The organism is Pseudarthrobacter sp. AB1 (assembly GCF_014926485.1).
Classification (GTDB): domain Bacteria; phylum Actinomycetota; class Actinomycetes; order Actinomycetales; family Micrococcaceae; genus Arthrobacter.
The window spans coordinates 1-19,348 of record NZ_PZKO01000032.1 but is presented as its reverse complement, the minus strand read 5'-3'; the positions used below and the strand labels follow the sequence as shown (position 1 = coordinate 19,348).

The following is a 19,348-nucleotide window of genomic DNA, read 5'->3' as shown; positions in this document are numbered from 1 at the left end:
GTTGACCTGCCGTGAAAGAATGGGCGTTATGACTGCAATCGCAACTGCAAAAGCAACCATCCACACCAGCCTCGGCGACATCGTCGTTGATCTCTTCGGCAACCATGCGCCGAAGACGGTCAAGAACTTCGTTGGCCTGGCCACCGGTGAGCAGGCCTGGACCCACCCCGAAACCGGCGAGGACAAGACGGGCACGCCGCTGTACGACGGCACCATCTTCCACCGCATCATCAAGGACTTCATGATCCAGGCCGGCGATCCGCTGGGCCGCGGCGTGGGCGGACCGGGCTACAAGTTCGACGACGAAATCCACCCTGAACTCAGCTTCAACGCCCCGTACAAACTGGCCATGGCCAACGCCGGCATCCAGGCGGGCAAGGGCACCAACGGCTCACAGTTCTTCATCACCACCATCCCCACCGACTGGCTGCAGGGCAAGCACAGCATCTTCGGCGAGGTTGCTGACGAGGACTCCAAGAAGGTCGTCGACGCCATCGAGGGCGTCCGCACCGGCATGGGCGACCGCCCGGTTGAGGACGTCACCATCAACAGCATCGACATCGAGCAGCTCTAGCCATCACATGAGCTACGGAATTCCGGCGGCTGAGCCGTCCGCGCAAATTCCGGTGTGCCCCAGGCACCCGGACAGGCCCTCCTATGTGCGCTGCCAGCGCTGCGGGCGCCCAGCGTGCCCGGACTGCCAGCGGGCGGCCGCCGTCGGATTCCAGTGTGTTGACTGCGTCAACGAAAGCAAGCGGACGACGCCGGCCGTCAAGACTGTCTACGGCGGCGCCGTGGCAACCGGCAAACCGGTGGTGACGTTTGGAATTATCGCCCTGTGTGCGGTGATGTACGTTCTGCAATGGATAGTTCCCGACGAGTGGATCTACCAGAACCTGGCGTTCGCCAATGTGTTTGCCAGCCCCGAATTTGGTCAGTTCGAACCCTGGCGGATGCTGACGGCGGCATTCCTGCACTCACAGGGATTCATCCTTCACATCGTGCTGAACATGTACATGCTGTGGATTTTCGGCCAGGCACTCGAACCGCTTCTGGGCCGGGTTCGGTTCCTGGCGGTTTATCTCATCTCTGCCATCGGGGGGTCCGTTGGCTACCTTCTTCTGACCCCCGGCTATGTACCTGGCGTGCCTCTTGCCGGCGTGGTGGGCGCCTCGGGCGCCATCTTTGGACTCTTCGGCGCGATGCTTCTGGTGCAGCGGCACCGCGGCGGGGATACGCGGCAGTTGTGGATCCTGATCGCCATCAACGGCGTGATCGGATTTGTGGTCCCCCAGATCGCCTGGCAGGCCCACCTGGGCGGCCTTGTCACCGGCGCCCTTTGCGCTGCCGTGATTGCTTACACGCCCCGTGGCCCTCGGCAGCGCCTGCTGCACGCGGCCGGGCTGGCCGGAGTGGTTCTCCTGCTGGCCCTGGTGAGCTGGCTCCGCGTTACGGCGGGCTGACTGCCCGGGTCCACCGACCCACCTCCGGAGTCCTTTCAAGACCCCGGTGTCCCATTGGACACCGGGGTCTTCGCTGCGCCCAGCAGGCCGCGGCAGTCGCAGGCTACGGTCTGCACTCAGTGTTATCCACAGGGCTTATCCACACTGTTGGTAACTTACACGGGTGTAGTTCAGGATTTTGATGTTTCCCTGGGCCCGGATGTCCGGCCATTTCCCGGATTTGATCCTCCCGTTGTCCACAATTGTGGATAACCCCTGGGGATGTGCCTGTGGTTAAGTGGAAAAACCCGCCTCCTAGACCCGACCTGTGGATAACTCGGCCGTTTCCGGCAGCACAGCCCTGCACGAGGGGATTTACCCTGCCCGTATCAACAGGGTTATTCACAGCGATAACAACTTACGGACATGTAGTTAACCTTCGGAGTTTCCCGGGCTGGGGCATCGAGGGTGGGCGCCCCAACCCGTTCTGTGGATTGTTGTCCACAACTGTGGATAAGTTGTGGGTAGTCCATTGTTAGTAAGTGGAAAACACCTGTCCGTGCGAGGGTATTCGGGCGCAGCAACCGAACGCCACAACCCAGCACATCTACCTCGATAAGCAGCACCCCGCGGTATAGCGTGCCCTCAACGGGTTGGGGCGGAAAGTGCGCGAAGCCGCAGACGCGGCCGGGATTGACCGCAGGACCCTCGCACCACCGAGCCTGAAGAAGGCTATGCCCGTCAGCACCGCAGCGCCGATGAATTTACGGTGGTCAGCTGGCTGGTGATCAGCATCGCCTTCAACCGCGTATCAATCACCAGTCACCACCGGTTCGCCGCGACCGCTGAGCGGGGTCGATTATCCACAGCTAATCCACACTGTTAATAACTGTTCGTCCCGAGCGACTTGGATCAGGGTCCCGTGGACCATGGCCTGCACGGGAGGGCATTGCTTTCGGCTCCGAGAAAGTTATGCACAATGTGGATAACTTTCCCAACAGCTGGGGAGAACTTACCCCGGAGGAATGCCCGGTCAGCTGGCGGTGGGTGCGCCCCGCTCACCAGCGCCGTTGCCGGTCAACCCTGCCAGACGCCTGAGGAACCGCGCCGGTGACTGCCCAGAAGATGGGTGTCCACCATGCCGATGGCTTCCATCAGGGCGAACATGGTGGTGGGGCCAACGAACGAGAACCCTTGCGTCCGCAGCGCCTTGGACAGCGCCACCAATTCCGGTGACTGCGTGGGGATCTCCGCGTGCGTGACCGGCTGGGGAGTGGTTGTGGGCTGGAACTGCCAGACGAAGGCAACCAGGCCTTCCCGCTCGCGCAGCGTGATGGTGGCCTGGGCATTGGCGATAGTGGCCCGGACCTTGAGCCGGTTTCGGACGATGCCGGGATCCTGGAGCAGGCGCTCAACATCCGCTTCCGTAAACGCGGCGACAGCGTCCGGCTGGAAGTCGTGGAAAGCCTGACGGAAGGCAGGGCGCTTTCGCAGGATCGTGGCCCAGGAGAGGCCTGCCTGGAAGCCCTCAAGACAGATGCGCTCGTAGAGGCCCTGTTCGTCCCGGATGGGCAGGCCCCATTCGGAGTCGTAGTACTCGCGCAACAGCGGATCCACGGCCGCCCACGGCGGACGAACGAGGCCGTCGTCGCCCAGGACAGTTCCGTACATACCCTCGTTCCGTGGCTGGGCGGCGGCCGCGGGAGTCATGTGGGTCCTGCGGTCAGCGTCAGGAACGCCAGCGCGTGGTCATCAGGAAGCCAATGATGGCAATGCCGAAGCCGGCCATAATGTTCCACGACTCCCAGGCCTGGACAGGGAACCGGCCCTCGCTGATGTAAAACGTGATGATCCAGAAGAGTCCGATGATCATCAGGCCGAACATCACCGGCTTGAACCAGACAGCGTTGGGCTTATACGTCTGCGCCCCGGAAGCGGGCTGCGCGGCGCTGGAAGTCTTCTTGCGAGGCTTTGACTCGGGCACGTGCTCTCCTTGGCGGACTGGAGCAAGCTCGGCGTCGCGGGCTTGATATCCTGCAAGAAGGAAGTTGCCAGCGGTCTGCGCGATCTTGGTCAAATCTGGATTCTTACTAGCAGTCAATTCTAGCCGTAGTTCAGGGCACTCAAATGCCCATCGCGGCCACCCCGGAGGAGAACGCGTGGTATTGCAGGAAAAGGCGAGGCGCGCCGCCAGGAGGCCCGCCCGTGCGGCACCCGCCCGCGCTTCCATTCTGCGTGGGACCGTGCAGGTGCTCGGCGAGCTGCTCATCACGGCCGGCATTGTTCTCCTGCTCTTTGTGGGCTGGCAGCTGTGGTGGACCAACATCGAATCCGACGCCAAGCAGAGCGCGGTCATCAAGGAATTCGCCCAGGGGCTCCGCGGTACGGTGCCCGCAGCCCCGGAACCGGACCCCACGGCAGCGCCCGTGGACTATGGCACTCCAGCCGTTTCCCCGGCGCCGGGCCATGCCGGCACCATCGGCATCATGTACATCCCGCGGTTTGGCCCGAACTACACCCGGCCCATTGTGCAGGGCACCTCCGGGGATGTCCTGGATACGCTGGGGCTCGGCCATTACGCCAACACGGCGATGCCGGGCGCCGTCGGGAACTTCGCCGTCGCCGGTCACAGGCAGACCCATGGGGCCGTCCTGGACAACATCCACACCCTTGTTCCGGGGGACAAAATCTACGTCCAGACCAAGGACGGCTATTACATCTATGTCTTTCGCAACAACCAGATTGTGATGCCGTCCCGGACCGATGTCTTGGAACCGGTCCCCACGCGCCCCGGCGTCACTCCCACCGAAAGCTTCCTCACCATGACCAGTTGCAATCCGCGTTTCGGCGCCGAGGAACGTATCATCGCCTACGCGCTGCTGGACAGCTGGCGGCCTGCTTCGGCGGGGCCGCCGGCCGAGATCGCCGCCCAGGTGGCGGCAGCCGTTGGAGGAAACTGAATATGTACGGCTGGATTTTCCGCCACCTTCCGGGCCCCCTCTGGCTGCGGATCATCACGTCGCTGGTTCTCATCTCCGGCGCACTGATCCTGATGGTTCAGTTTCTGTTCCCCTGGATGTCCGGGTTCACCGCATTCACCGACTCAACGATTGGTTCTGCAAGCCAGCCATGACCACAACTAAAATCCTGGTCGTAGACAACTACGACAGCTTCGTTTATACCCTGGTGGGCTACCTCCAGGAGCTCGGCGCCGAGACCACAGTTGTCCGCAATGACGACGTGACCCTCGCTGACGCCATCGAGATGGCCCACACGCGCGACGGCGTCCTCATCTCACCCGGCCCGGGAAACCCAGCGGAGGCGGGTGTGTGCATTGAGCTGATCAAGTGGTGCGGCCAGAACAACAAGCCGATGTTCGGTGTGTGCCTGGGCCATCAGGCCCTGGCTGAAGCCTACGGCGGCACGGTGACCCATGCGCCGGAGCTGATGCACGGCAAGACGTCGCTGGTGGAGCACAACGGCACCAGCGTCTTCGCCGGACTCCCCTCCCCCGTGACAGCGACGCGCTACCACTCGCTGGCAGCGGTAAGGGACACCATTCCCGACGTTCTCGAGATCACCGCGGAAACAGCGACCGGCGTCGTGATGGGCCTGCAGCACCGCACTGCACCGCTGTGCGGCGTGCAGTTCCACCCTGAGTCGGTCCTGACCGAAGGCGGTTACCAGATGCTGGGCAACTGGCTTGAGTCCCTGGGCATGGCGGGGGCCGCCGCCCGTGCCGCTACGCTGAGCCCGCTCATCCAGCACTGACAGGCGCCACCTTCGAACAACGCGGGGTCACTTCCCGCCCATCCCCGAGGGGAACATGGGCGAGAAGTGACCCCGCGTTGTTCCAAGGAGCGGGTTGGAGGCTTAGCCCTTTTTGGTCGCTGTGGGCGTGGCGGTCGGCGTGGCGGTTGGCGTTGGTGTGGGCGGCGGGGCCGGTTCCTTTGCCACCACAATATTGACCGTCTTGCCCTGATCGACGGCGGCGTTCACCGGGTCACTTTGATCTGTGACCCGGCCGGCCTCCACCTGGGAGTTCTCCACTTCCTGGACATTGGGGACCAGACCAAGGTCCTTCAGCGCCGTTTCCGCCTCGGCACGCGTGCGACCGCGCAGTTCTGGCATGGCCACCTTGCCGGTGGAAATCACGATCTCCACCTGGGTGCCCACACCCACCATCTGACCGGGCGCCGGACTGGTGGTAATCACCCTGCCGGCAGGAACGGTGGCGCTGTTAGCGGTGGTGGTGGACGCGGCGCCCTGCAAGCCGTTCTGGCGCAGGATGTCCCGGGCCGCTGCTTCCGTTTGGCCCGGAAGGGTTTCCGGAATCTTGACGGCGCTTGGGCCCTCAGAGATGTTCAGGATCACCTCCGCATTGGGATTAACCGAGGTCCCGGCCACCGGGTCAGTGCCGATGGCCGTCCCGCTGGGTATGGTCTCGTGTTTGTTCCGTTTGATCTGCGGACGCAGGTTGGCACCATAAAGTTCCTGCAGCGCCGCCGATTCCGTCAGCGACGCCACCGCCGGGACCTCCACCTGGGGCGGCGGGGGCGCAGGCCGGTTGACGATGCTGTACAGCCAGAAACCGCCGCCGCCAAGGATCAGCAGGGTGAAGATCACCAGGATAGACATCCACGTACGACGACGGGACTTCTGCCGGGCGGTCCGCTCACGTTCCGGTGCGAAGCCCAGGGGAAGTTCGTCGACATCTGACGGTTCGTGTGCGTCGGCCATGACGGGCAATCTCCCGTCAGTGCGGGTGTCGTCCGCGTTGCGCTGCCGGCCGGTGGGAACATCGTCGAGGAAACCTGCACCGGTGAGCCCGAAGGCCTCTGTCACGGGCGGGCGTTCCGGCGCCGGGACGTGGTCGTTGGGATCGGTGGGGGCTTCGGTTGCGGCCAGTGCGGGCACGGACACGCCCGCCCGCGCGGCGCGCAGCGCACGCCGGAAGGCAGCTGCGTCCTGGAAACGGTCCGTCCGGTTCTTCTGCAACGCCTTGGCCAGGACACTGTCCAAGGCGGCCGAAACCTCCGGGTTCACAGTGCTGGCTGGCTCCGGAATCTCCCTGACGTGCTGGTACGCCACGGAGACGGGGCTGTCACCAACGAAAGGCGGCCGGGCGGTGAGCATTTCGTAGAGCAGGCAGGCAGCCGAGTAGAGGTCGCTGCGCGCATCCACCGTTTCGCCCCGGGCCTGCTCGGGCGAGAGATATTGGGCAGTGCCCACCACGGCCTGGGTCTGCGTCATGGTGGCCGATGAATCGGCGATGGCCCGGGCAATTCCGAAGTCCATGACCTTCACGGAATTGGAGCCTTCGCAGATCATCACATTGGCGGGTTTAATGTCGCGGTGGACGATGCCTGCCTTGTGGCTATATTCGAGTGCAGAGAGCACGCCCAGGCAAAAGTCGATGGCCTGGTCGATGCTGACTTCCTTGGCCCGGATCAGGTCTCGGATGGTCCTGCCTTCGACAAACTCCATCACGATATAGGGCACCCGGACACTGTCGTCCGAGCCATCCTGAACGGTGTGTTCGCCGGTGTCGTAAATAGCCACGATGGAGGGGTGGTTCAGCGCCGCTACGGACTGCGCTTCGCGTTTGAACCGCGCCTGGAACTGCGGATCCCTGGCCATGTCCGGGCGGAGAAGCTTGACGGCGACTGTCCGGCCCAACCTCGTATCGACTCCGCGGTGGACATCCGCCATTCCCCCGCGGCCGATCATTCCGCCGAGTTCGTAGCGGCCGCTCAGGACGCGCTGATTGTCCACCGGGAGGCTGTCCTCCCGGTGCAGCGGAGTGCGGGGTGAGTCATTCACTGTCAGTCAATCCTGACGACTAGGGCCCGCAGGTAGGGGGCAACCCCTGCACCTGGCCGGGGTTACAGCTGGGCAGGGCGGACGTCGGCTCAGCCGAGGCAGCCGGCGAGGACGGCGGAGCGGTCGGCGTAGTGGCGGGGGCAGGAACGGCGTACGTCACGGTCACTTCAGCCCCCTTGGGCACGGTGCCCGTGGGATTGACCTGCAACACCGTTCCCGCAGTGGAAGTACTCTGCTGCGGGATGACCCGCACGGACAGACCCATGGTTTCGAGCGTGCCCTGGACCTGACGGTAGTCCTTCCCGAGGTATGCCGCCGAAATGATGTCCACGGTGCTGGGGGTGGGCGTCGGCGTGGGCGCGTCGGTGGTCCGGCTGGGGGTGGGCGTGGCGGACGCCGAGGTCTTTGTAGGACTGGCGCTGGTGGACGGCGGGTTGCTGGATGCCGAGTTAGTGGTGGTGCTGGCCGGGTTAAAAATCCCCTGCTGCGTCAGGAAGAACCCCACCAGGGCGAACAGTATCAGCACGATCAAGGCGACCAGCGGCCACGTCCAGGGGCTCCGGCCGCGACGCTCGGGCTCATCCGCCCGTTCGTCGTCGTACGTTTCTTCCTCCTGCACCCAGCTGCGCTCCGCAGCAAGGGCATCCGCACGAGAAAGCGTGCTGCCGGCTCCGGTGGCTGTGCCCGCAGCCCCGGCGCCGAGAGCAGCACCGGCGGCAGCGGCACCCAAAACGGGCAGAGCGGACGTTGAGGTTGTGTTGCTGTCCTTCTGCGCGATGACGCCGGTGGGTGCTGTGGCAATGTCCACCGGCGCGGTGATGGGGCCGGTTGTCGCCTCGAAGAGCAGCATGCCGGGAACTGCGGCGTGCGCGGCGTCAATGTCGCCGTTGCGGATGGCCTCGGCGGCTTCGGACAGCTTGATGGCGTTGGCCGGACGGTTCTTGGGGTCCTTGGCCAGCATGGACATCAGCAGTGCGCGGACCGGTTTGGGCAGGGTCTCCGGAAGCGGCGGCGGGGCGTCGTTGACCTGCGCCAGGGCAATGGCGATCTGGGATTCGCCGGAGAACGGCCGGTGCCCGGTGAGGCACTCGTAGCCGATCACGCCGAGTGAGTAGATGTCCGAGGCACCGGTAGCGGTCTGGCCGGTGGCCTGCTCCGGGGCGAGGTACTGGGCGGTTCCCATGACCTGGCCTGTCTGCGTTAACGGGACCTGGTCGGCCAGGCGGGCGATGCCAAAGTCGGTGACCTTGACCCGGCCGTCGGGGGTGATCAGCAGGTTGCCCGGCTTGATGTCGCGGTGGACCAGCCCCTGGGCATGGGCGACGGAAAGCGCGCGGGCGGTCTGCGCCATCATGGACAGCGTCCGGTCAGGTGACAATACCTGCTCGTGCTCGATGATGCTGCTCAGCGGCTGGCCTGGGACGAGCTCCATGACCAGGTACGCGGAGCCCTCCTCCTCGCCGTAGTCGAAGACATTGGCGATGCCGACGTGGTTCAGGAGGGCGGTGTGGCGTGCCTCGGCGCGGAACCTCTGGAGAAATCCGGGGTCACCGGTGTATTCCTCCTTGAGTACTTTGATGGCGACAATCCGGCCCAGGACCTGGTCCTTGGCCTTCCAGACCTCTCCCATCCCGCCGATCGCAATCCGCGTGGTCAGCTGGAATCTGCCGCCGAGGGTGATTCCCGTTGTAGGCCTCACTTATTCAACACCGCCTCAAAAATCTTCTTCGCGTTCGGACTGGTTAGCTGTGCACCGGTGGTGATGTCTACGCCCTCCATGGCAATGGTGACAGTCACCTCCGGGTTGTTCGCGGGGGCAAACCCGGTGAACCAGGAGTTGTTAAGGCCGTTCCCCAGTTCAGCGGTTCCGGTTTTGCCGGCCACCTGAACACCGGGGACGGCCGCGCCGCGGGCGATGCCCTGGCTCACCACGCTGGTCATCCATTCGGTGATCTGCCGGGCAATCTCCGGCGTGGTGGAAGTCCGGAGCGCTTCAGGCTTGGGTTCGTCAATGACGCGAAGGTCCGGGGACCGCACGGTTTTGACCAGGCTGGGGCTCATCTGGACGCCGTTGTTGGCGATGGCGGCGGTCATCATTGCGATCTGCAGCGGCGTGGCTCGCACGTCCTTCTGGCCAATGGCGGACTGGGCCAGGCCTGGCCCGTCCAGATCATCGGGGAAGCCGTTGCCCTTGGCGTAGGCGAGCTTGAGCTGATCGCCCAGTACCTCGCCGAAGCCGAACTTTGCCGCCTGCTCGGCGATGGCGTCGCGGCCCAGGTCGAGGGCGATGCTGGCGAACGGCGTATTGCAGGACTGCTGCAGGGCGAAGGCAAAGCTGGCCGTCTCCCGGGTGTAGCAGTTGCCCCCGGCGTAGTTCGGCAATTTGTACTGGATCCCCGGGAACGGCATCTCGGCCGGGTTGGGGAGCGCACTGTCCTTGTTGTACTTCCCGGAAGCGAGGGCCGCAGCGGTATCTACCAGCTTGAAAACTGACCCCGGAGCGAGCAGCTCGCCCGTGGGTCCGCTGACATTCTGGTTCAGGTTGATGCCGGGGACCTTGACCAGCTCATTGATGTTGGTGGTTTCGGCGTTCGGGTCCTGGGTGGCGACCAGGTTGGGGTCATAGGACGGCTTGGACACCATGGCCAGGATCGCGCCGGTCTTGGGGTTGGTGACCACAATGGAACCTCGCTGGCCGTCCGGAATGAGGTCGTAGGCAAGCTTCTGGATAGCGGGATCGATGGTGAGTTCCACCGAAGCCCCCTTCGGCTGGCTGCCCAGGAAGAGCTGGCCGATCCGGTCGAAGAACTGCTGGTCTGAGCTGCCAGCCAACTGGGCGTTCATCGCAACTTCCAGGCCGGTGGCACCATAGTTCTTCGAGAAGTAGCCCGTGATGCCTGCATACAGTGCCGGCTGCGCGTAGGTCCGCTGGAACTTGCAGACCTCTGAGGTGCCTTCCACCGATTCGGCGACAGGGTTTCCGCCCACGATGATGGTGCCGCGGTCGTTGCAGTAATTCTGCAGAATGGCGCGCTGGTTCAGGGGGTGGTCCTTGAGGTCATCCGCGCCCACCACCTGGACGAAGCTGATAGCGCCGAAGATCAATGCAAACATGGCGATCGCCGCCACCCAGGAATTACGGATTGCCTGGTTCACGCTTGTTTCACCGCCTCGGTGGGAGTATCAATTCCCGCAGATTCCGCAGCGCCGCCGGGAGGAAGTGGCGTGGTGTCCACCGGACCCCGCGCAGTATGGGAAATCAGCAGGAGCAGGCCCACGATGATCCAGTTGGCCAGCAGCGACGAACCACCGGCGGCGAGGAACGGCGTGGTCAAACCGGTCAACGGAATCAGCCGTGTGACTCCGCCGATCACCACGAAGCACTGAAGGGCGATGGCGAAGGAAAGCCCGCAGGCCAGCAGTTTTCCGAAGGCATCCCGGGTGCCGAGCGCCGCCCGGAACCCTCGTGTGAACAGCAGCACGTACATCAGCACCACGGCGAACAGTCCGGTCAGGCCCAGCTCCTCGCCGATGGACGCGATGATCATATCGCTGTTGGCGAAGGGGACCAGGTCCGGCCGGCCCTGGCCCAGGCCGGTACCCACCAGGCCGCCGTTTGCCATGCCGAAGAGTCCCTCGATGACTTGCCGGCTGCCGGTCTCGTAAACTTCCGGGCTGAAGGCGTTAATCCAGCCGTAGATGCGTACTTCGACATGGGAAAACACTTGGGCTGCCACGAATCCGCCGCCCAAGATCAAGGCCACGCCGATCACTACCCAGCTGATACGGCTGGTTGCCACGTAGATCATCACGATGAACAGGCCGAAGAAAAGCACGGAAGACCCGAGGTCGCGCTGGAAGATCAACACACCGATGCTCACCAGCCAGGCGGTGATCATGGGCCCCATGTCCTTGAACCGGGGGAACTGCAGCGGGCCGATCTTGCGGCCGGCCAACAGTATGAGGTCGCGGTTGGAGGACAGATAACCGGCGAAGAATATAGCGAGGGTGATCTTGGCAATCTCACCCGGCTGGAAGGTCAAGGGGCCCATCCGGATCCAGACCCGGGCGCCCAGGATTTCGCCGGCGGAGATGCCGGGCACCAGCGGAAGAATGAGCAGGAGCGCGCTCACGGCCAGTGAAATGAAGGTGAAGCGGCGGAGCACCCGGTGGTCCTTGAGGAACCAGATCACGCCGATGGCCACCGCCATGGCGATCAGGGTCCAGCGGAGCTGGTTGTTGCCGGTGTCTTCCCCGGGGGCGTCGAGTCGGTGGATCATGGCAAGACCCAAGCCGTTAAGTGCAACAACCAACGGAAGTATTACCGGATCGGCATATTTAGCCCGGATCCGCAGAACCACGTGGAAGAACAGGGCTGCCGCCGCGAGGAGGCTGGACTGGAACCAGAAATCGGAGTCGAACGCCTTCTCCTGGTCAACGCCCACCAACATGTTGGCGCCGATGCCCACAGACAGGGCGAGGATCAGCAGCAACAGTTCCACGTTGCGCCGGGGTTTGGGTATGGTGCTGAGCTGGCTCACTGGCCTCCCTCGCAAGCGGTAGTGGGGCTGGGCGAGGCGGACAGGGACGGCGCCGCAGCAGGAGCGGCCGGGTCCGACGATGGGGCAGGCGCGGTGGGTGTTGCAGCCGGCGCAGTTGTTGGGGCCGGAGCGGGCGACGGGGTCAGGCACTCATCCGGCGGGGCAATGGTACCGGTGCCTTCGAGGTTCTTCACGATCCGCTGGGCGTCGTAGAGATCGCGCGCGGGAACTGTCTGCCGGACGCGCTGCTGGGAGAACTGGGGCAAGGAATCCATCTGGATCTCTGTTACGGCTTCGAGGGTGGAAAGCTGGATGGGACCAAGCCGCTGCGATACACCGTTATAGATGGCCACGCGGGAATCGTATTCCCCGATGTAATAGCGGGTCTGGGTCCAGGCGTAGCCGAGCCAGAGGCCAACCGTCAGCACCACCAGCACGGATGCGGCGATGGACATGGTGACCCAGCGGCGGGGTTTCGGCCGCCCCAGGGCGGCGTCATCCGCCTCCGCCACGGGGGCGTCGGCCTTGTGCGTCAGGACGGTGGCGGCCCGCCTGGCCACGGTGCGGCCGGCAATGGTGGGAATGGAGCCGGACTCAGCCGCGGTGGCCGCAGCTCCGACAAGTTCGTGCGGGCGCGATGCGAGTTCCTGCCGCAGGACTTCGGCCGAAAGGTGCTCGCCGAGATGGGGGTCGGTGGAGGGCGCGGGTTCCGCGGCCACTGGCCTTTCGAGGGCTTTGCCGGCTGCGGGGTTTTTGACGTCGGATGCCACTGGGCCCGGTGAAATGCTGGCCGCTTCGCTGTCAGCGGCAGGGGCTTCGGTGACCAGCTGCGAGGGGACGATCTCGACGGCGGCGGTACTGACGTCGTCGGGCGTTTCCTCGGTGATTTCGACCATGACGACGGTGACGTTGTCCGGTGAGCCGGCTTCAAGCGTGAGGTTCACCAGGGTTTCGACGCACTCGCGGAGGTCCTTTGTCTCACGGACCGTCCGCTCCACCACGTGTCCGGCCACGTAGTTGAGCCCGTCGGAACAGAGCAGCCAGCGCTCCCCGGGCTGGACGTCCAGGGTGTCCAGATCCAGCTCGGGGCTGGCGTCGACGTCGCCCAGGACGCGCATAAGGACGTTTTTGTGTGGGTGGGTTTCGGCTTCTTCGGGGCGGAGCCGCCCCTCATCGATCAGCCGCTGGACGAACGTGTGGTCAATGCTGATTTGTGCGAATTCGCCGTCACGCAGGCGGTAGGCCCGGGAGTCTCCGATGTGCGCGAAGTGTAGCTTGCCTTCGGCCAAAAGCAGGGACGTAACGGTGGTGCCCATGCCGGCCAGCTTCGGGTTGATGTGCACCAGCTCGGAGAGCAGGGAGTTGGCCGTCTGGATTTCGTCGGCGAGGACCGTGCCGGCATCGCCGTCGTGGTCGTCGTGGTCCAGGTGCAGCATGTCCAACACGGTGGCGGCAGAGGCGACATCGCCGCCCGCGTGGCCGCCCATTCCGTCCGCGACCACTGCCAAATGGCGGCCGACGTACGCCGAGTCATCATTTTTGGCACGGATGCGTCCCACGTCCGAGCGCGCCGCATAGCGCATGATGAGGGGCCGCTGGACGGGCGTGGCCTCGCCGGCGGGAAGATCAGCGGCCATTGCTATGGCCTCAATTCGATGACCGTCTTGCCGATTCTCACGGGTACGCCAAGCTCAACGGGCAGGGCCCGGGTAAGTTGCTGGTCGGCCAGGTACGTGCCGTTGGTGGAGCCCAGGTCCTCGATAAACCAGCGGCTGCCCTGCGGGAACAGCCGCGCGTGGCGGCCGGAGGCATAGTCGTCCTCGAGAATCAGCGTGGCTTCCTGCGCGCGGCCCAACAGGATGGGGCTGGCGGCCAGGGGGATGGTGGTTCCCTTGAGCGGGCCTTCTGTGACCACCAGTTGGTGGGCCTGCTGCTTGAGGGTCTGCGGCGGAGCCTCGGCCAGACCTGGATTCTTGCGGACCTGGCGGGCGGTCGGAGTGCCGGCGGCAGCTTTGCGGCCCACCATCAGGTCCCGGCGCATGGCCGAAACTATGCTGAAGATGAGGACCCAAAGCAGGATCAGGAAGCCAAACCGCAGCGCAGTGATGGTCAGGTCGCTCATGGGCGGCCCCCAGGGTTGGCGGGAAGCAGGCGGAAGATGATCTTAGTCCGTCCCATCGTGATGGTGGAGCCGTCGGTCAGTTCGGTGCTGTCCGCCACCTTGTGGCCATTGACGTAACTGCCGTTGGTGGAGCCGAGGTCCACGGCGCTGGTGACACCGTTGGTGGTGCGGATCTCGAGGTGGCGGCGCGAGACGCCGGTGTCGTCAACCAGGATGTCAGCCTCGGAAGACCGGCCCAGGACGATGGATGGGGCATTGAGGGAGTAGCGCTGGCCGTCGATATCCAGGACGGGCTGCAGCCGCAGGGGCGGGCGGCCGGGGGCCGCCGGCAGGTTGGGCCTGCCCGACGCGACGCCGGGGCCGGCTTTGGACTTCTCGGTGGAGGAGACGATCTCGAAGTCGCCTGCGCGCAGCTCCTCGGACCGGCGGAAGGAGATCCGTACCGAGCCCTGCAGGGTGTAGCCCTGGCTGCGGACGTGGTTGATGACGACGTCGCAGAGTTCTTCGGCCAGTGGCGTGCCCCATTCCTGCGCCCTCGTGAAGTCGTCATCACTGAGCTGGACGTCGAAGACGTTCGGGGCCAGCGTGCGGCCGGCGGCGATCGTGAGGGCTTTGTTGTCCACCTCGCGGCGGAGGCGGCTGGCGATTTCCACAGGTTCCACCTGGGCGCGCGAACCGGTGGAGAAGACACCGCGGACGGCCTTTTCAATACCGCGCTCGACCTTGTCCAGCAATCCCATGGCCCTTCTCCTTTCCCCCCCGCTGCGGGGCAGTTTTCGTTCCGGAACTCGACCAACTACGCAGTTCAGAACCCAGTGGCCTGCCTGGCAGTGGCAGGCACTACTACATCAGATACTACTGGGAAGGCCTGTAAATGACCTTAATCCGCAACGGCCGGGCCGCCGGAAAAGTTCGTTCCGGGACCCGGGAAGGCGCACTTCCGGCGGGGAATTTGATCGCGTCCGGAGCTCAATTGGTGTTTTGCCGCCGATGTCCGTTATGCTTGATCTCGCTGCTTTTACACGGTTGCGGATCCGGGAAACCGGCCGTTATTCATGGAAGAGAAGTTGCGCGCGAGTGGCGGAACGGCAGACGCGCTGGCTTCAGGTGCCAGTGTCCGAAAGGGCGTGGGGGTTCAAATCCCCCCTCGCGCACGCAAATACAGAAAAGCCCCGGTCTTAGGATTGGGGCTTTTCTGCGTCTGGGCTCCATCCCGGGCGAAGCCCGGGATCCGTGCCGGGTGGCAGCGGCTCTACTTCCTTAACGCCCCGAAGCCCACAATAAGGGCCTCAAGCCCCAGGCTGAACGCCACGTCCGCAGGTTTCTCGTGCCCCTGCGCGGCGAGGCTCCGGACTGCTCCCGTGAAGCTTGGCGTCGATTCGGCCATCCGGCCGGATTCGAAAATGTCGGCGGGGGCGGTGACGTCGTAAGCGGATCCGAAGATGAATGATTCCAGGGCCACGATGGCGGACACGATCCGCTCCTCCGGGAAGCCGGCTGTCCGGAATCCGGCGCTGACGGTCTCATACATGGCGAGGGTCTGGGGTGCGTCCGTCACGGGAAGTACTGCGATGACGGGAATCAGGGGCGTGTGCTCTGCGAAGACATCCCGGTAACTCCAGGCCCATTTCCGCACTGCCGACTCCCAGGGCTCCGCTGCGAACGCAGTCACGTCCACCAGGGCAGCCAGGTGGTCTTCCACGAGCAGGAGCACGTCCCGCTTGGACTCCACATGGTTATAGAGGGCCGACGGCGCTACGTGCAGTGAGCGGGCCAGTGCGGCCATGGTGAGGCCGTCGTAGCCGTTCTTGCCGATGAGCCGCAGGGCTGCAGCGGTGATGCCCGCAAGGTCCAGGACAGCTGCGGCGGGCCGCCCAGCGCGACGCCGCAACGCACCGGTTTTCGGTGCGGGGTCGTGCTCCTTGATGCTGAGTGAATCGGCTGGTGATGCCGGCATTGCTGGCCTTTCTGCGGGCAGTATCCCCAGCATTATTCCACCGGTCTCTTCCTCGCGGGCCGCGCAACAGCTATAGTTCTACTAAATGAATGGCATTCATTTAGTGGTTTGCATCACTTACGTGGCCACAGAGAGGACATCATGCTGAATCTTGACCGCGACGTTGTAATCGTCGGCGCTGGACCGTCCGGGCTCACCGCTGCCCGCGAGCTGAAGAGGGCCGGCCTCAGCGTGGCAGTGCTGGAAGCACGGGACCGCGTGGGCGGCCGGACCTGGACCGACACTATTGACGGGGCCATGTTGGAAATCGGTGGCCAGTGGGTCTCCCCGGACCAGACTGCACTGCTGGAGCTTCTGGACGAGCTCGGCCTGAAGACATACTCCCGCTACCGTGAGGGTGAATCCGTCTATGTCGGCGCCGACGGCACGAAGACCCGCTACACCGGCGATTCCTTCCCTGTCAGCGGAGACACCGGGGCGGAAATGGACAAGCTGATCGGCATTCTGGACGGCCTCGCCGCGGAAATCGGCGCCACCGAACCCTGGGCGCACCCCAAGGCCCGTGAACTGGACACCATTTCCTTCCACCACTGGCTGCGCGCCAATTCGGCCGACGAGGAGGCGTGCAACAACATTGGCCTTTTCATCGCCGGCGGCATGCTCACCAAGCCCGCACACGCCTTCTCGGCGCTGCAGGCGGTCCTGATGGCAGCCTCCGCCGGGTCCTTCAGTCACCTCACGGACGAGGACTTCATCCTGGACAAGCGGGTCATCGGCGGGATGCAGCAGGTGTCCCTGCTGCAGGCAGCGGAACTGGGTGCCGACGTCGTACTTAACAGTCCGGTGCGCACCGTCCACTGGGGGGATGACGGTGAAGACGGGCATCGCGTCAGTGTCGTTTCGGAGCGTGCCACCGTGAATGCGCGCTTTGTGATCATGGCCGTGCCGCCGAACCTCTACTCGCGCGTCTCTTTTGACCCGCCGCTTCCGCGGCGGCAGCACCAGATGCACCAGCACCAGTCACTGGGCCTGGTCATCAAGGTCCACGCCGTCTACAGCACGCCGTTCTGGCGTGAAGACGGACTCTCCGGCACTGGCTTCGGTGCCGGGTCGCTGGTCCAGGAGGTCTACGACAACACGAACCACGCTGATTCGCGCGGAACCCTGGTGGGCTTCATCTCGGACGAAAAGGCCGACGCCGTCTTCGAGTTGAGTGCCGCCGAACGGAAGCGCGTGGTGCTGGAGTCCATTGCCGGCTTCCTGGGGGATAAGGCCCTGGCACCAGAGGTCTACTACGAATCCGACTGGGGCTCCGAAGAATGGACCCGGGGCGCGTACGCAGCCAGCTACGATCTGGGCGGCCTGCACCGTTACGGCAAGGACCAGCACACCCCCGTGGGCCCGATCTACTGGTGCTCCTCAGACCTGGCTGCGGAGGGCTACCAGCATGTTGACGGGGCCGTCCGCATGGGCCGGCGCACGGCGGCGCGCATCGCTGCTGCGGCGGGTGTTGCAGCCAATGCGGGCGCATCCGGTGCGGAACATATGGCCGCCGTCGACTGATAGCAGCACCAGCTCCAATCCATTCAGCGTCGAATGAACTACGAGAGGCAAGGCCGTGATTCCCAAAGAAGTGACAGTACAGACAGCCAGCGGAGTGGACAATAGCCTGGCTGAAAAGGGCCTGAGCGGGAAGGGCCTGAAGGCCGGAGCGGTGGGGCTGGTGGGCGCCGTCGTGATCGGGGTTTCCTGTATCGCGCCTGCATACACGCTGACCGCGGCGCTGGGGCCAACGGTATCGGAGGTGGGGGTTCAGCTGCCGGCGATCTTCCTGGTGGGCTTTATCCCCATGATTCTGGTGGCGTTCGGCTACCGGGAACTGAACAATGCCATGCCCGACGCCGGGACCTCGTTCACGTGGGCATCGCGCGCCTTTGGTCCGTGGATCGGTTGGATGGGGGGCTGGGGGCTGATTGCGGCCACCATCATTGTGCTGTCCAATCTGGCGGCTGTCGCCGTCGACTTCTTCTATCTCATGCTGGCCCAACTGTTCGGGAACCCGGAACTGGGCGAGCTGAGCAAGAACCTGCCGCTGAACATCGCCACCACATTGGTGTTCATCGCTCTGGCTTGCTGGATTTCCTATCGGGGCATGGAAGCCACCAAGGGCGTGCAGTATGTACTGGTGGCGTTCCAGCTGCTGGTGTTGGGCTGGTTTGCCGTGGCTGCCTTCAGTCACGTGGCCAACGGAACAGCCTTTGACGCGATCGCCATTACACCGGACTGGTTTAACCCGTTCGCAGTAGGATCATTCTCAGCCTTTGCCGCCGGCGTTTCGCTCTCCATCTTCATCTACTGGGGCTGGGACGTCACCCTGACCATGAACGAGGAAACCAGGAATCCGGAGAAGACTCCGGGGCGGGCGGCAACTGTCACCGTGGTGGTGATTGTGGCGATTTACATGACCGTTGCGCTGGCAACCCTGTCCTTTGCGGGAGTGGGCGAAACGGGCCTGGGCGCCGGGAATCCGGACAACCAGTCGAGCATCTTCGCCGTCCTCTCCGGGCCGGTCATGGGACCGTTCGCCATCCTGATGTCGTTGGCCATCCTGAGCAGTTCGGCCGCGTCGCTGCAGTCCACGTTTGTGTCGCCGGCTCGGACCATGCTGTCGATGGGCCACTACAAGGCACTCCCGGCCACCTTCGGCAAGGTCAGTCCGCGCTTCAAATCCCCGAGCTACGCCACGATCGCCGCGGGCGTTGCCGCCGCAGCCTTCTACGTCATCACGCGGACCACCTCGGAAAACGCACTCTGGGACACCATCACGGCATTGGGCATGATGATCTGCTTCTACTACGGCATCACAGCCCTGGCATGCGTCTGGTTCTTCCGGGCGCAGGCAGTCAGCAACGGCCGCGCCTTCTTCTTCAAGTTCCTGTCGCCGCTGCTGGGCGGTGTCATCCTGCTGGTGATGTTCTTCAAAACCGCGTTCGATTCCATGGACCCCGGGTACGGCTCCGGATCATCGGTGGGCGGTGTGGGGATGGTGTTCATCCTGGGCATGGGTGTCATCCTGCTGGGCGTGATGCTCATGCTGGTGATGTCCCGGCTGCGGCCCGAATTCTTCAAAGGGCAGGTTCTCGCGCGCGGAAACCGAGCGCCCGCCTAGAAGGCTAAGTCGGCGAAGCCGTGATTTTTGGGTCGTGTTTTGGGTGGCTGGGTCAGATTCGTGTTTTAGGCGGCCAGTCCCGTGGCGTGGGTGAGGTTGTCGATCGCGGTTTGGTAGGCGCGAGTGGCGGCCCGCAGCCTCGTTGGTACCGGGGTTTGTAGGTCGGCCAGGCCGGTGGGGAGCAGTCGGTCGTGAACGGCGCTGATGAACATGGCGGTGGAAAGGCCGGTGTCGGTGACCCGGTAGCGGTGGGAGTGTGGGATGCGTTCGATGAGGCCGTGGTGGCGGAGTCGG

The 19,348-nt window shown here is 64.2% G+C and carries 17 protein-coding genes, 1 tRNA gene and 1 pseudogene; 8 read left to right on the top strand and 11 right to left on the bottom strand.

Features of this window, described 5'->3' with window-relative positions:
• Positions 1-28 precede the first annotated feature (28 nt).
• Together DAD99_RS08760 and DAD99_RS08755 are read left to right on the top strand one after the other, a co-directional pair.
• Entirely contained in the window at positions 29-574 is a 546-nt protein-coding gene (locus DAD99_RS08760) for a peptidylprolyl isomerase (protein ID WP_185262060.1), read from the top strand.
• A 7-nt stretch (positions 575-581) separates the two neighbouring features.
• Positions 582-1,463, top strand: coding sequence for a rhomboid family intramembrane serine protease (locus tag DAD99_RS08755; protein WP_193341208.1), 882 nt, complete (start codon positions 582-584; stop codon positions 1,461-1,463).
• A 1,056-nt stretch (positions 1,464-2,519) separates the two neighbouring features.
• Here the strand turns inward: DAD99_RS08755 and DAD99_RS08750 are convergent.
• A complete protein-coding gene (locus DAD99_RS08750) occupies positions 2,520-3,152 on the bottom strand; it encodes a DNA-3-methyladenine glycosylase I (RefSeq protein WP_227007834.1) in 633 nt (210 codons plus the stop codon).
• A gap of 19 nt (positions 3,153-3,171) precedes the next feature.
• Positions 3,172-3,426, bottom strand: a complete 255-nt coding sequence (locus tag DAD99_RS08745) for a cell division protein CrgA (RefSeq protein WP_185263582.1) — start codon at positions 3,424-3,426, stop codon at positions 3,172-3,174.
• A 175-nt stretch (positions 3,427-3,601) separates the two neighbouring features.
• Here DAD99_RS08745 and DAD99_RS08740 point away from each other — a divergent pair, with 175 nt between their 5' ends.
• Genes DAD99_RS08740 through DAD99_RS08730 form a run of 3 tightly spaced genes read left to right on the top strand, consistent with a single transcriptional unit; the run spans position 3,602 to position 5,213 of the window.
• Positions 3,602-4,402 carry a class E sortase gene (locus tag DAD99_RS08740; RefSeq protein ID WP_193341207.1) on the top strand — a complete coding sequence of 267 codons (801 nt, stop codon included), beginning with the start codon at positions 3,602-3,604 and terminating at the stop codon, positions 4,400-4,402.
• Positions 4,403-4,404: 2 nt separating this feature from the next.
• A complete protein-coding gene (locus DAD99_RS08735; protein WP_185262063.1) occupies positions 4,405-4,575 on the top strand; it encodes a hypothetical protein in 171 nt (56 codons plus the stop codon).
• On the top strand, positions 4,572-5,213 hold the full coding sequence (locus tag DAD99_RS08730; protein ID WP_193341206.1) for an aminodeoxychorismate/anthranilate synthase component II: 642 nt from the start codon (positions 4,572-4,574) through the stop codon (positions 5,211-5,213). The genes DAD99_RS08735 and DAD99_RS08730 overlap by 4 nt, the downstream gene beginning before the upstream one ends.
• A gap of 102 nt (positions 5,214-5,315) precedes the next feature.
• Here DAD99_RS08730 and pknB read toward each other — a convergent pair whose 3' ends face one another.
• The 7 genes from pknB to DAD99_RS08695 are packed head-to-tail and all read right to left on the bottom strand — an operon-like array spanning position 5,316 to position 14,668.
• Entirely contained in the window at positions 5,316-7,265 is a 1,950-nt protein-coding gene (gene pknB, locus DAD99_RS08725) for a Stk1 family PASTA domain-containing Ser/Thr kinase (protein ID WP_309233233.1), read from the bottom strand.
• Between the two features lie 19 nt (positions 7,266-7,284).
• Entirely contained in the window at positions 7,285-8,964 is a 1,680-nt protein-coding gene (locus DAD99_RS08720; protein ID WP_193341205.1) for a protein kinase, read from the bottom strand.
• Positions 8,961-10,421, bottom strand: a complete 1,461-nt coding sequence (locus DAD99_RS08715; protein ID WP_193341204.1) for a penicillin-binding protein 2 — start codon at positions 10,419-10,421, stop codon at positions 8,961-8,963. Before DAD99_RS08715 ends, DAD99_RS08720 begins: the two co-directional genes overlap by 4 nt.
• A complete protein-coding gene (locus DAD99_RS08710) occupies positions 10,418-11,806 on the bottom strand; it encodes an FtsW/RodA/SpoVE family cell cycle protein (RefSeq protein WP_193341203.1) in 1,389 nt (462 codons plus the stop codon). The genes DAD99_RS08715 and DAD99_RS08710 overlap by 4 nt, the downstream gene beginning before the upstream one ends.
• Complete coding sequence (locus tag DAD99_RS08705) at positions 11,803-13,443, bottom strand: PP2C family serine/threonine-protein phosphatase (RefSeq protein ID WP_227007832.1); 1,641 nt, start codon at positions 13,441-13,443, stop codon at positions 11,803-11,805. The genes DAD99_RS08710 and DAD99_RS08705 overlap by 4 nt, the downstream gene beginning before the upstream one ends.
• 2 nt (positions 13,444-13,445) lie before the next feature.
• Positions 13,446-13,928 carry an FHA domain-containing protein gene (locus DAD99_RS08700; RefSeq protein WP_193341202.1) on the bottom strand — a complete coding sequence of 161 codons (483 nt, stop codon included), beginning with the start codon at positions 13,926-13,928 and terminating at the stop codon, positions 13,446-13,448.
• Positions 13,925-14,668 (bottom strand): DUF3662 and FHA domain-containing protein, encoded by a 744-nt coding sequence (locus DAD99_RS08695; protein WP_185262069.1) that lies wholly within the window; start codon positions 14,666-14,668, stop codon positions 13,925-13,927. The genes DAD99_RS08700 and DAD99_RS08695 overlap by 4 nt, the downstream gene beginning before the upstream one ends.
• Positions 14,669-14,999: 331 nt before the next feature.
• Between DAD99_RS08695 and DAD99_RS08690 the strand changes: the two genes are divergently transcribed.
• A tRNA-Leu gene (locus DAD99_RS08690) sits at positions 15,000-15,082 on the top strand.
• 98 nt (positions 15,083-15,180) lie between these two features.
• Here DAD99_RS08690 and DAD99_RS08685 read toward each other — a convergent pair.
• Complete coding sequence (locus tag DAD99_RS08685; protein WP_193341201.1) at positions 15,181-15,918, bottom strand: TetR/AcrR family transcriptional regulator; 738 nt, start codon at positions 15,916-15,918, stop codon at positions 15,181-15,183.
• A gap of 108 nt (positions 15,919-16,026) precedes the next feature.
• Here DAD99_RS08685 and DAD99_RS08680 point away from each other — a divergent pair, with 108 nt between their 5' ends.
• On the top strand, positions 16,027-17,448 hold the full coding sequence (locus DAD99_RS08680) for an NAD(P)/FAD-dependent oxidoreductase (RefSeq protein WP_193341200.1): 1,422 nt from the start codon (positions 16,027-16,029) through the stop codon (positions 17,446-17,448).
• 94 nt (positions 17,449-17,542) lie between these two features.
• Entirely contained in the window at positions 17,543-19,054 is a 1,512-nt protein-coding gene (locus DAD99_RS08675; RefSeq protein ID WP_193341363.1) for an APC family permease, read from the top strand.
• Between the two features lie 65 nt (positions 19,055-19,119).
• Here DAD99_RS08675 and DAD99_RS08670 read toward each other — a convergent pair.
• A pseudogene (locus DAD99_RS08670) lies at positions 19,120-19,348 on the bottom strand (hypothetical protein); the annotation flags it as partial.